The 12098-nt window shown below is 71.0% G+C and carries 13 protein-coding genes; 6 read left to right on the top strand and 7 right to left on the bottom strand.

The annotated features are described in order from the left end of the window. Positions 1–132: 132 nt before the first annotated feature. From pstS to pstB, 4 genes are all read left to right on the top strand, one after another. A complete protein-coding gene (gene pstS / locus HZZ00_RS35645) occupies positions 133–1266 on the top strand; it encodes a phosphate ABC transporter substrate-binding protein PstS (RefSeq protein ID WP_180330154.1) in 1134 nt (377 codons plus the stop codon). Positions 1267–1388: 122 nt separating this feature from the next. Continuing rightward, positions 1389–2393 carry a phosphate ABC transporter permease subunit PstC gene (pstC, locus tag HZZ00_RS35640; RefSeq protein WP_180330153.1) on the top strand — a complete coding sequence of 335 codons (1005 nt, stop codon included), beginning with the start codon at positions 1389–1391 and terminating at the stop codon, positions 2391–2393. Then, positions 2390–3451: a phosphate ABC transporter permease PstA gene (gene pstA / locus HZZ00_RS35635; RefSeq protein ID WP_180330152.1), complete on the top strand. Its 1062-nt coding sequence runs from the start codon at positions 2390–2392 to the stop codon at positions 3449–3451. The genes pstC and pstA overlap by 4 nt, the downstream gene beginning before the upstream one ends. Before the next feature lie 35 nt (positions 3452–3486). Then, positions 3487–4263: a phosphate ABC transporter ATP-binding protein PstB gene (gene pstB, locus HZZ00_RS35630; RefSeq protein ID WP_180330151.1), complete on the top strand. Its 777-nt coding sequence runs from the start codon at positions 3487–3489 to the stop codon at positions 4261–4263. A 169-nt stretch (positions 4264–4432) separates the two neighbouring features. Here pstB and HZZ00_RS35625 read toward each other — a convergent pair whose 3' ends face one another. Together HZZ00_RS35625 and HZZ00_RS35620 are read right to left on the bottom strand one after the other, a co-directional pair. Further along, positions 4433–5431, bottom strand: coding sequence for an inorganic phosphate transporter (locus HZZ00_RS35625; RefSeq protein ID WP_180330150.1), 999 nt, complete (start codon positions 5429–5431; stop codon positions 4433–4435). A 7-nt stretch (positions 5432–5438) separates the two neighbouring features. Continuing rightward, positions 5439–6059: a DUF47 domain-containing protein gene (locus tag HZZ00_RS35620; protein ID WP_015493282.1), complete on the bottom strand. Its 621-nt coding sequence runs from the start codon at positions 6057–6059 to the stop codon at positions 5439–5441. A 233-nt stretch (positions 6060–6292) separates the two neighbouring features. Between HZZ00_RS35620 and HZZ00_RS35615 the strand changes: the two genes are divergently transcribed. Next, entirely contained in the window at positions 6293–6637 is a 345-nt protein-coding gene (locus tag HZZ00_RS35615) for a metal-sensitive transcriptional regulator (RefSeq protein ID WP_070025122.1), read from the top strand. Between the two features lie 22 nt (positions 6638–6659). Here the strand turns inward: HZZ00_RS35615 and HZZ00_RS35610 are convergent, their stop codons facing one another. Further along, entirely contained in the window at positions 6660–6839 is a 180-nt protein-coding gene (locus HZZ00_RS35610; protein ID WP_177330073.1) for a hypothetical protein, read from the bottom strand. 120 nt (positions 6840–6959) lie between these two features. Beyond that, entirely contained in the window at positions 6960–7832 is an 873-nt protein-coding gene (locus HZZ00_RS35605) for a hypothetical protein (RefSeq protein WP_180330149.1), read from the bottom strand. Between the two features lie 113 nt (positions 7833–7945). Here HZZ00_RS35605 and HZZ00_RS35600 point away from each other — a divergent pair, with 113 nt between their 5' ends. Further along, positions 7946–8122 carry a hypothetical protein gene (locus tag HZZ00_RS35600; RefSeq protein WP_257585555.1) on the top strand — a complete coding sequence of 59 codons (177 nt, stop codon included), beginning with the start codon at positions 7946–7948 and terminating at the stop codon, positions 8120–8122. Here HZZ00_RS35600 and HZZ00_RS35595 read toward each other — a convergent pair. The 3 genes from HZZ00_RS35595 to HZZ00_RS35585 are packed head-to-tail and all read right to left on the bottom strand — an operon-like array spanning position 8119 to position 11922. After that, positions 8119–8535 carry an NUDIX hydrolase gene (locus HZZ00_RS35595; protein ID WP_180330147.1) on the bottom strand — a complete coding sequence of 139 codons (417 nt, stop codon included), beginning with the start codon at positions 8533–8535 and terminating at the stop codon, positions 8119–8121. The two genes, HZZ00_RS35600 and HZZ00_RS35595, sit on opposite strands and share 4 nt — an antisense overlap. After that, positions 8532–9581 (bottom strand): CHAD domain-containing protein, encoded by a 1050-nt coding sequence (locus HZZ00_RS35590; protein WP_180330146.1) that lies wholly within the window; start codon positions 9579–9581, stop codon positions 8532–8534. Before HZZ00_RS35590 ends, HZZ00_RS35595 begins: the two co-directional genes overlap by 4 nt. Next, positions 9562–11922 carry an RNA degradosome polyphosphate kinase gene (locus HZZ00_RS35585; RefSeq protein WP_180330145.1) on the bottom strand — a complete coding sequence of 787 codons (2361 nt, stop codon included), beginning with the start codon at positions 11920–11922 and terminating at the stop codon, positions 9562–9564. The genes HZZ00_RS35590 and HZZ00_RS35585 overlap by 20 nt, the downstream gene beginning before the upstream one ends. Positions 11923–12098: the final 176 nt, after the last annotated feature.

The raw sequence follows: 12098 nt of genomic DNA, 5'->3' as shown, positions 1-12098 counted from the left end.
GGCCTTCGGCGGCTTCACCTGATCTGCCTAATTTCGGCCGTACCCGGTGCGGAGTGCGGTGAAGGATGCGCTCCCGCACCCACGACTTCGCACGCCGCCGACAGCGGCGGCTCCTGGAAGGAACTCCCGAACGTGAAGCTTCAGCGCAAGAACCGGCTGCGCGCCCTGACTCTCGGTGCTGTCGCCGTCTCCGGCGCCCTGGCCCTGACGGCGTGCGGCTCCGACGACAACGGTGGCGGTTCCAAGGCCTCGGGCAACCCGTCCTCGGCCACCAACGCTTCCTCGATCAAGTGCGACGGCGCCAAGGGGCAGCTGCTCTCCGACGGTTCTTCCGCGCAGAAGAACGCGATCGACGCCTGGGTCAAGAACTTCTCGCAGGCCTGTGGCGTGCAGATCAACTACAAGGCCGGCGGCTCCGGCGCGGGCGTGACCTCCTTCACGCAGGGCCAGATCCCGTGGGCGGGCTCCGACTCGGCGCTCAAGCCCGAAGAGGTCGCCGCGTCCAAGAAGGTCTGCTCCGGCGGCCAGGGCATCGACCTGCCGATGGTCGGCGGCCCGATCGCCATCGGTTACAACCTGAACGGCGTGGACAACCTGGTCCTGGACGCCCCGACGCTCGCCAAGATCTTCGACGGCAAGATCACCAACTGGAACGACGAGGCGATCAAGAAGCTGAACCCCTCGGCGAAGCTTCCCGACCTGAAGATCCAGGCCTTCCACCGCTCGGACGACTCCGGCACCACGGACAACTTCACCAAGTACCTGATCGCCACCACCCCGGACAACTGGAAGTACTCCGGCGGCAAGACCTGGCAGGCCAAGGGCGGCCAGTCCGCCGCGCAGTCCTCCGGTGTGGCCCAGCAGGTCAAGCAGACCAACGGTGCCATCGGCTACTTCGAGCTGTCCTACGTCGGCGACGGCATCAAGGCGGTCAGCATCAACACCGGTGCCGCCCAGCCGGTCGCCCCCAGCACCGAGAGCGCCACCAAGGCCATCGCCGACGCCAAGGTCGTCGGCACCGGCAGCGACCTCTCGCTGAAGCTGAACTACAACACCAAGGCCGACGGCGCCTACCCGATCACCCTGGTGACGTACGAGATCGCCTGCGACAAGGGCAACAAGGCCGACACGCTGCCCACCGTCAAGTCCTTCCTCAACTACATGGCGTCCGAGGACGGCCAGAAGCTGCTCAGCGGCATCGACTACGCGCCGATGCCCGACGCGATCATCAGCAAGGTCCGCAGCACCATCGCGACCCTGAGCTGACCTGATCCGAGAGTGCGGCCCGGTTCCCACGGCCTCCCCGCGGGCCGGGCCGCACCGTCCGGTGCACCGCCGCCACGAGTCGCGCGCCCTTCGGCGGGCGGCTCCGCAGACCGGAGAACCCGATGGACATAACGAAGACAACCGACGCCCCTCCCCCCACGTCCCAGCCGTCCGCGAACGCCCAGAAGCGTCTGAACCGCGGCGCCACCCGCCCCGGCGACCGCGTCTTCCTCGGCCTGTCCCGCGGCTCCGGCGTTCTGCTGCTGGTGATCATGGCCGCGATCGCGGTCTTCCTCACCTACCGCGCGTCCCTCGCGATCAGCAAGGACCACGGCAACTTCCTGACCACCTTCGAGTGGAACACCAACCTGGCCGACCCGTCCTTCGGTATCGCGGTGCTGGCCTTCGGCACGGTGGTCTCGTCGGTCATCGCCATGGTCCTGGCCGTGCCGGTCGCGGTCGCCATCGCGCTGTTCCTCACCCACTACGCCCCGCGCCGGATGAGCGGCCCCGTCGCGTACGTGATCGACCTGCTCGCCGCCGTGCCGTCCATCGTCTACGGCCTGTGGGGCGCCCTGATCCTCGTACCGCACCTGAACGGGCTGTTCGGCTGGCTCGACGAGTACCTCGGCTGGACCGGCATCTTCTCCTGGCAGGGCGGCGCGCCCCGCTCGATGCTCACCGTGGGCATCCTGCTCGCGATCATGATCCTGCCGATCATCACCAATGTGAGCCGCGAGGTCTTCCGGCAGGTCCCGCAGATGCACGAGGAGGCCGCCCTGGCCCTCGGCGCCACGCGCTGGGAGGTCATCCGCATGTCGGTACTGCCCTTCGGCCGCTCCGGCGTGATCTCCGCCTCGATGCTCGGCCTCGGCCGCGCCCTCGGCGAGACGATGGCCGTGGCCACCGTGCTGTCGCCGACCTTCGACATCCAGACCAGCCTGCTCGACCCGGGCGGCGGCACCTTCGCCCAGAACATCGCCAGCAAGTTCGGCGAGGCGACGCAGGACGGCCGTGACGCGCTGATCGCCTCCGGTCTCGTCCTCTTCGTCATCACCCTGCTGGTCAACGGCGCGGCCCGCGCGATCATCGCCCGCCGCAAGGAGTACTCGGGGGCCAACGCATGAGCACCGCAGCCGTCACCGACAAGCGCGGCAGCTCGCTGCGCAGCGCCAGCCTGCCGAAGTGGTCGCCGTGGGCGATCGCCGGCGGTTCGATCGTGGTCGCGATCGGCATCGGCGCGGGCGCCGGGCTGACCAGCCACATCCAGTGGGGTCTGATCGCCGCGCTGCTGTTCGTCCTCGGCACCTACGTCATCGCCTCCGCGGTGGAGGGCCGGCGGCAGGCCAAGGACCGCATCGCCACCTCGCTGGTGTGGGTCGCCTTCCTGCTCGCCGTGGTCCCGCTGGTCTCCCTGGTCTGGACGACCGTCAAGCGCGGGGTGAAGGTCCTCGACCCGTACTTCCTGACGCACTCCATGGGCGTCGTCGCCGACTCCGAGCCGGGCGGCGGCATCTACCACGCGATCATCGGCAGCCTGGAGCAGGTCGGCCTCGCCACCCTGATCGGCGCCCCGGTCGGCGTGCTCACCGCGATCTACCTGGTGGAGTACGGCCGCGGCGGCCTCGCCCGCGCGGTCACCTTCTTCGTCGACGTGATGACGGGCATCCCGTCGATCGTGGCGGGCCTGTTCATCCTCAGCCTGATGCTGATGGCCGACATGCAGCCCTTCGGCTTCGCCGGCTCGCTGGCGCTGGCCATCCTGATGATGCCGGTCGTGGTCCGCTCCACGGAGGAGATGCTCAAGCTCGTGCCGAACGAGCTGCGCGAGGCGTCGCTGGCGCTCGGCGTGCCCAAGTGGCGCACCATCCTCAAGGTGGTCCTGCCGACCTCCCTCGGCGGCATCACCACGGGCATCATGCTGGCGATCGCCCGTATCGCGGGTGAGACGGCGCCGGTCCTGCTGCTGGTGTGGGGCAACTCCTTCATCAACAACAACCCGTTCTCGGGCGCCCAGCAGGCGCTGCCGCTGTACATCTACCAGCAGTACTCGCAGAGCTCCGGTTCCACGGCGGCGTACGACCGTGCCTGGGCGGCCTCGCTCACGCTGATCGCCTTCGTGATGATCCTCAACCTGGCGGCCCGCGGCATCGCCCGCTGGAAGGCCCCGAAGACCGGTCGCTGAAGCGGCCTCAGCGACTGACGGAAGTGAAGCAAGCAATGGCCAAGCGAATCGACGTAAGCGGACTGACCGCGTACTACGGCACCCACAAGGCGATCGAGGACATCTCGATGACGGTCGAGCCGCGCTCGGTGACGGCGTTCATCGGGCCGTCCGGCTGCGGGAAGTCGACGTTCCTGCGCACGCTCAACCGCATGCACGAGGTCACCCCGGGCGGCCGGGTCGAGGGCAAGGTGCTCCTCGACGACGAGGACCTGTACGGCACCGGGGTCGATCCCGTATCGGTGCGGCGCGAGGTGGGCATGGTCTTCCAGCGCCCGAACCCCTTCCCCACGATGTCGATCTTCGACAACGTGGCGGCGGGACTGCGCCTGAACGGCAACTACAAGAAGAGCGAGCTGAACGACATCGTCGAGAAGTCGCTCAAGGGCGCGAACCTCTGGAACGAGGTGAAGGACCGCCTGAACAAGCCGGGTGCCGGTCTCTCCGGCGGCCAGCAGCAGCGACTGTGCATCGCGCGGGCGATCGCCGTCGAGCCCAAGGTGCTGCTGATGGACGAGCCGTGCTCGGCGCTCGACCCGATCTCCACCCTCGCCATCGAGGACCTGATCGGCGAGCTGAAGGAGCGCTTCACGATCGTCATCGTGACGCACAACATGCAGCAGGCGGCGCGTGTCTCCGACCGCACGGCCTTCTTCAACCTCGCGGCGGTCGGCCAGCCCGGCCGGCTGATCGAGATCGACGACACGGAGCGGATCTTCTCCAACCCGTCGGTCCAGGCGACGGAGGACTACATCTCCGGCCGCTTCGGCTGAGCCGGCACGAACCCCTCGCGGTGCTGCATGGCGGTGCCACCGCGAGGACGCGAAGGGCCCGCCCCTGGCTCCCGGGGGCGGGCCCCTTCGCGTTCGGTCCCGCGGCCGCCTCCGGGACGCGAAACGCCCACCCGCCGGCCGGCGGGTGGGCGTTCTGCCTCGGGAAGGGCTAGAGCACCGTCAGCTTCACGAGGCCGAAGACCAGGGCGGCGACCAGGGCCGCGGCCGGCATGGTGATGAACCAGCCCAGGACGATGTTCTTGGCCACGCCCCAGCGCACCGCGTTCAGGCGCTTCGTCGCGCCGACGCCCATGATCGCCGAGGTGATGACGTGCGTCGTGGAGATCGGCGCCTTGAAGAGGTACGCCGTGCCGAACATGATCGACGCGCCGGTCGCCTCCGCCGCGAACCCCTGCGGCGGATCCAGCTCGATGATCTTGCGGCCCATGGTGCGCATGATCCGCCAGCCGCCGGCGTACGTACCGAGCGACATCATGATGGCCGAGACCAGCTTCACCCAGACCGGGATCGGGTCGCCGAACGTCTCGTTGCCGGCGATCACCAGTGCCATCACCACGACACCCATCGTCTTCTGGGCGTCCTGGAGACCGTGGCCGAGCGCCATGCCCGCCGCCGAGACGGTCTGGGCTATGCGGAAGCCCCGCTTGGCCTTGTGCGGGTTGGCGCGCCGGAACAGCCACATGATCAGCAGCATCACCAGATAGCCGACGACCAGACCGACCACCGGCGACAGGAACATCGGCACGATGACCTTGTCGACCACGCCGTCCCAGTGGACCGCCGTACCGCCCGCGAGCGCCGCGCCCACCAGGCCGCCGAACAGCGCGTGCGAGGAGGACGAGGGCAGGCCGAAGTACCAGGTGGTCAGGTTCCAGACGATCGCGCCGATGAGCGCGGCGAAGAGGATGCCCATCCCCAGCCCGCCCGAGGGCGTCTCGATCAGGCCCTCGCTGACCGTCTTGGCGACCCCGGAGCCGAGGAACGCTCCGGCGAGGTTCATCACCGCGGCCATCGCCAGCGCCGCCCGCGGGGTCAGGGCCCGCGTGGAGACCGAGGTGGCGATCGCGTTCGCCGAGTCGTGGAAGCCGTTGGTGTACGTGAAGAGGAGCGCGACCGCGACGGTCACGATCAGAGCCAGGGTGTCCATCGACGCCTCAGGACTCCTTGACGGCGATGGTCTCCACCGTGTTCGCCACGTGCTCGAAAGCGTCCGCCGCCTCTTCCAGCACATCCACGATCTGCTTGAGCTTCAGCACCTCGATGGCGTCGTACTTGCCGTTGAAGAGGTGGGCCAGCAGCTTGCGGTGGATCTGGTCGGCCTGGTTCTCCAGGCGGTTGACCTCGATCCAGTACTCGGTGAGGTTGTCCATGGTGCGCAGGTTCGGCATCGCCTCCGCGGTCAGCTCGGCCGCGCGGGCCAGCACCTCGATCTGCTGCTCGACGCCCTTGGGCAGTTCCTCGACGTTGTAGAGGACGACGAGGTCGACGGCCTCCTCCATGAAGTCCATGATGTCGTCCAGGGAACCGGCGAGGGCGTAGATGTCCTCGCGGTCGAACGGCGTGATGAACGAGGAGTTGAGCTGGTGGAAGATCGCGTGCGTGGCGTCGTCACCTGCGTGTTCCGCTGCCCGCATGCGCTCCGCGATCTCGGCTCGGGCGGAGGAGTCCGCCCCGAGCAGTTCCATCAGGAGTTTCGAGCCGGTGACGATGTTGTCCGCGGATGCGGCGAACATGTCGTAGAAGCTCGTCTCCCTGGGGGTCAGACGAAAGCGCACGTGGGGTCCTCGGGGTGCTTCGGTTTCGGTCAGGCTGATGCTAGGCGCATCATCCGGCCACGGCTATCGGGCCGCCCTCCAGTGTCGCCCATGAAACGCGGCGATCATCACGGGGGCGTACCAAGGCCCCCATACCCAGCAAAATTCGGTACCATATACCCAGTAGGGGTATGCCGGGCGGTATGTCCCCCGGTGTGTGACCGAAAACACCCGTCCCGAGATGGAGGCCCGCGATGACGACGACCGAGGCCGGCGCCACGGCACCCTCCGAGCACACGGACGGCGCCGAGCACGTCACGCACGGCTACCACAAGCAGAAGGACGAGCACCTCAAGCGGCTGCGCCGGATCGAGGGGCAGATCCGGGGTCTTCAGCGGATGGTCGACGAGGACACCTACTGCATCGACATACTCACCCAGGTCTCCGCCTCCACCAAGGCGCTGCAGTCCTTCGCGCTCCAGCTGCTGGAGGAGCACCTGCGGCACTGCGTGGCGGACGCGGCCCTCGCGGGCGGGAACCAGATCGACGAGAAGGTGGACGAGGCGACGAAGGCGATCGGCCGGCTGCTGCGCACCTGAGCCCCCGCCGCGCGCCGCGTGCTCACTCCGCGCGGCGCGCGCGTTCCTGCCGTTCGACGCGGAGCACCTCGTCGATGCTCTCCAGGCTGAGCCGGTCCTCGGCGGCCGAGGCCGCGATGATCAGTTCGCCGCACAGCTCGATCTCGGCGAGGGCCACGTGGTCCTGAACCGCCGTACCGCCGACCGCCGCCACCCGCCTCACCTCTTCCCTGCCGTCACCGAACTCCTAGGGTAGGCAGCGTCTTACCTACCGCGCATGGCACGGACGGGCTACTTACGGGGTGGCGCCTGGGACTAGTACGGGGCGGAAAGTCGGCCGGATTCAGGCCCCGTCGGATCCGCCGTCCTCCGCGATCCGGCCCGCGTAGATGTCCCGCTCGCGCGGCAGGGCCACCACGGCGGGGGCGCCGAAGCCGTACAGCAGGGTCGTCGAGGCGACCGCCACCGGCGTCTTCTGCCGGCCGTTGACGAAGCTGAAGCGCTGGCGCAGCTTGCGCAGCCGGCCCTGGTCGTCCAGATAGGCGTCGAAGGGCACCTCGGCCGTGGCGAACCCTTTCGCCGCCGCGGTCAGCGACCGCCGTACGTCGGCCGGGGCGTGCCGGGCCGCGCGGGCCAGGTCGGCGGTGCCCCGGTAGTGCCGCACGGGGGTGCCGCCGACCTCGGTGCGGCCGACGTAGGCCGCCTCCCGGGTGCCGCGCAGCACCTCGGCCGCCGCGTAGGGGTCGGTGACGCCGCCGGTGACGAGGTTGCCGTCGGAGAGTGTGGCCGTCTCCACCCGTACCCATTTGTCGGCGGGCACCCCGGCCCCGCGGTTCTTCATGAACAGGGCGCCGGGTGCGAGGAGTTCGGTGATGGGCCGGTGCTCGGCGGCGCCGGTCGGGTCCTCGGGGAGGACGACGGTGAGCCGGCCGAGCCGGTGGACGTAGTCGTAGACGCCCTTGCCGCGGATGGTGACGCGGGTGCCGCCGGTGGCCATCTCCATGGCCGTACTGGCCTTGGAGGTGCCCGCGGCGCGCAGGGTGTCGGCGGCGCCGGTCAGCAGGGCGACCGGATCGCCCCCGCCGCTGCGGACGCCCTCCGCGGCGGCACCGCGGCCGGAACAGCCGGTGGCGCCCGCTCCCAGGGCGAGGGTGGCGAGGGTGGCGCCCAGTGCGACGGCCGTCCTGCCCGTGAGTCTGTGCTGCCGCCGTTCCATCGTCTGCCTTCCCCCAGCCGGTACGTCCGTCACGGGCCCCTGTCGTTCCGGTTAACGACGGGTAGGGGACTGCCGTCACGCCCCCGTCCGGGGTCCTCGGTACCGTGGACGTCGTGGCGCAGGAGGACGGGCAGGACCATCTGACGACGACGACCGAGCAGGGCCGCTTCTGCGTGGCCCGGTGCAGCTGCGGCTGGCGCGGACCGGCCCGCAGGGCCCGCAGCCAGGCCCGTACGGACGCGGCGGCGCACGCGGGCCCGGCCGCGGCCGACGAGGACGGGCCGGTCTAGAACCGTTCCCCGAGCACGCCGAGCAGCGCGTCCACCAGGTCGCGGTCGTGGGCGTGGGTGAGGCGGGCGCGGGCGGCGGCGGGGGCCAGCCACAGGACGCGGTCGACCTCGTGGTTGGGCACGAAGCCGCCCGCCGCGGCCTCGGCCGCCCAGTAGCGCACCTGCTTGGGGCGGGCGTCCACCAGGTAGCGCAGCGTGGGCAGTTCCGCGCCCGGCTCGGCCGTGTACCCGGTCTCCTCCACGACCTCCCGCAGCGCGCCCGCGAGCGCGTCCTCGCCGGGTTCGAGCTTGCCCTTGGGGTGCGACCAGTCGTCGTACTTGGGCCGGTGCACCAGGCACAGCTCCAGGGCGCCGTCGGCCGGGGCGCGGCGCCACAGGACGCAGCCCGCCGCCAGGATCGGGGTGTCGCTCACACGGCCTCCACGGTCTCCTTCTGCCAGGCCCGCTGGAACGCGAACCTGGACGCCTCCACCTCGTGCCGCTGGTCGGCGTGGAGCACGCCGAGAGCGTATGCGGTCGCGGGGGTGATCCGGGGGGTGCGGGCCGCCTGGGCCGCCGCGGCGGCCGCCTCGGAGGCGTCGCGGTGCCGGTCGAGCGCCTGGCCGGCCGCCAGGATCCGCACGTCGGCGGGTGCGTCGCCGTGCAGCACCTCCCGGGCGTACCGGTGCAGGCGCAGCAGCAGGCGGACCTGGTGCCAGGGGCCGTCCTGGGGGTGCGGGGACGGGTCCGGGGACAGGCCGTGGATCAGGGCCTCCGCGTTGTACGGGTGGCCCGCGGTGAGCAGGGGCAGGGCGGCGACGGCGTCCGTCAGGCGCTCCTGCGCCGCGGCGGCGAGGGGGTGCAGCTCGGTGGCGGGGGCGGCCGGGGCGAGCGGGACCTCGCTGGCGAGCACGGCGACCTTGTCGGCGACGGCGTGGAAGCGGCTGGAGCCCAGCGCCTGGAGGGCGGTGGAGTGGGCCCTGGTCCGGGCGAGGGTGAGCTGCCGGTCCAGCAGCGCACCGGCCTTGGCGGCGCCGACGGTGAGGCTGGCGCGGTCCGCCGCGGCCGGCGCCCCGCCGCCCGGACCGGCCGGCACCGCATCGGCCGGGCCCGGGAGCGCCGTCGCCCCCGACAGCCGGTGCAGCGCCTGCAACAGCCGCTCCAGACGGGCCTCGTACGCGTGCTCCAGGGCCAAGGTGCCGGACACCCAGGCCAGTTCGGGCCGCAGCGACTCCGTCCAGGCGGGGTCGAGGAGCGGACGGTAGGTGTGCAGGCTTGCGCTGATGCGGCGGGCCGAGCGGCGCAGGGCGCCGGCCGCGTCGGCGGACTCCTCGCCGGTGCCCGCGGCGCCGCCGGTCTCCCGGTGCAGCCGCAGGGCGCGCAGGAACTGGGTGGCCTGGGCGCGCAGATAGCCCGCGAGGGCGTCCCCGGTCGCCACGCCGGCCGTGGGGTCCGTCGGGTCAAGGTGTTGCTGTGCCACGCCGGCGCCTCCGGGCGTCTATGAGCATCTCCTGGATGTTGCGCAGGGGCTGGCCGTCCGCGTCGGTCGCGTGCCGCGTCCACTCGCCGTCCGGGCCGAGGTGCCAGGACGCGGTGCTGTCGGACATGCCGGTGTCCAGCAGCCGGTTGAGGGCCGCGCGGTGGCCGGGGTCCACGACCCGCACCAGGGCCTCGATCCGCCGGTCGAGGTTGCGGTGCATCATGTCGGCGCTGCCGATCCACACCTCGGGCTCGCCGCCGTTGCCGAAGGCGAACACCCGGGAGTGCTCCAGGAAGCGGCCGAGCACGGAGCGGACCCGGATGTTCTCCGAGAGGCCGGGCACGCCGGGCCGGATCGCGCAGATGCCGCGGACCCAGACGTCCACCGGCACGCCCGCCTGGGAGGCGCGGTAGAGCGCGTCGACGACCGCCTCGTCCACCATCGAGTTGACCTTGATGCGGACGAACGCGGGGCGGCCCGCACGGTGGTGCTGGACCTCCTTGTCGATCCGCGAGACCAGGCCGTCGCGCAGGGACTTGGGGGCGACGAGGAGCCGGCGGTAGGTCTCCCGGCGGGAGTAGCCGGACAGCCGGTTGAACAGGTCGGAGAGGTCCGCGCCGACCTGGGGGTCCGCGGTGAGCAGGCCGAGGTCCTCGTACAGCCGGGCGGTCTTGGGGTGGTAGTTGCCGGTGCCGACGTGGCTGTAGCGGCGCAGGGTCTCGCCCTCCTGGCGGACCACCAGCGACAGCTTGCAGTGCGTCTTCAGGCCGACCAGGCCGTAGACGACGTGGCAGCCGGCCTCCTCCAGCTTCTTCGCCCACTTGATGTTCGCGTGCTCGTCGAAGCGGGCCTTGATCTCGACCAGGACCAGTACCTGCTTGCCGGACTCGGCCGCGTCTATCAGCGCGTCGACGATCGGGGAGTCGCCGGAGGTGCGGTACAGGGTCTGCTTGATCGCGAGGACGTCCGGGTCCTCGGCGGCCTGCTGGAGGAAGGCCTGCACGGAGGTGGAGAAGCTGTCGTAGGGGTGGTGCAGCAGGACGTCCCGCTGGCGCAGCGCCGCGAAGATGTCCGGCGCGGAGGCCGACTCGACCTCGGCGAGGTCGCGGTGGGTGCCCGCGACGAACTTGGGGTACTTCAGCTCGGGCCGGTCCAGGCCGTGGATGCGGAACAGGCCGGTGAGGTCGAGCGGGCCGGGCAGCGGGTAGACCTCGGCCTCGGAGATCTTCAGCTCGCGCACCAGCAGGTCGAGCACCTCGCGGTCGATGGACTCCTCGACCTCCAGGCGCACCGGCGGGCCGAAGCGGCGCCGCATGAGTTCCTTCTCCAGGGCCTGGAGGAGGTTCTCGGCGTCGTCCTCCTCGACCTCCAGGTCCTCGTTGCGGGTGAGCCGGAAGGCGTGGCTCTCCAGCACCTCCATGCCCGGGAACAGCTCTTCCAGGTGCGCGGCGATGACGTCCTCGACGGGGACGTACCGGCCGGGGCTGGACTCCAGGAAGCGGGAGAGCAGCGGCGGGACCTTGACGCGCGCGAAGTGCTTGTGGCCGCTGACCGGGTTGCGCACGACGACGGCCAGGTTCAGGGACAGGCCGGAGATGTACGGGAAGGGGTGCGCGGGGTCGACGGCCAGCGGGGTGAGGACGGGGAAGATCTGGTGCCGGAAGAGCGTGAACAGGCGGGCCTGTTCCTTGTCGGTCAGCTCGCTCCAGCGGACCAGGTGGATGCCCTCCTCGGCGAGCGCGGGGGCGACGTCCTCGTGGTAGCAGGCGGCGTGCCGGGCCATCAGCTCGCGCGAGCGGGCCCAGATCATCTCCAGCACCTCGCGCGGCTGGAGCCCGGAGGCGGAGCGGGTGGCCACGCCGGTGGCGATGCGGCGCTTGAGTCCGGCCACCCGGACCATGAAGAACTCGTCCAGGTTGCTGGCGAAGATCGCGAGGAAGTTGGCGCGCTCCAGCAGGGGCGTGTCCGGGTCCTCGGCCAGTTCCAGGACGCGTTCGTTGAAGGCGAGCCAGCTGCGTTCCCGGTCGAGGAACCGGCCCTGGGGCAGCGGGGCGCCACCGGCCCCGGACTCCTCGTACGCGTCGAGATCCGCGTCGATGTCGGGTGCCAGGTCGGAGACCGCGGCGGCCACCGTGTGCGGGCGGTGCGCGGCGATGGAGCCCACGGGGGGCTGCGAGTGCTGTGCCTGTGCCTCTGCCTGGGTGTCTTGCTGACTCATGGACCCATTCTTCCGCGCGACCGGGCTCACGGGCGCGTCGGAACGTGCGGGCGGGAGCGTCGTGGTCCCGTTCCCCGCGGGCCCCTCGGGGGGCGGCGAAGGCTCTGGCACGTCGGGTCTCATTGGCCGAGCGTCGCAAGCCCGTCTGAATCGACGGTTACGGCGACATGACGTGCGGGATAGCGGGGGGCGGCTCCCGGGGGTCCCGGCCGGGCGCGACCGCGTACGGGGTGTGCGGGGCGGCGTACGGTCCGGTGCCCCGGCCGGAGAAGGGCCGGGCGGCCCGCGCGGGCCGATCG

The sequence above is a fragment of the Streptomyces sp. NEAU-sy36 genome, assembly GCF_013423905.1.
Taxonomy (GTDB): Bacteria; Actinomycetota; Actinomycetes; order Streptomycetales; family Streptomycetaceae; genus Streptomyces; species Streptomyces misionensis.
Note: the sequence above shows the minus strand (reverse complement) of the source record. Positions and strands in the feature narration are given on the sequence as shown.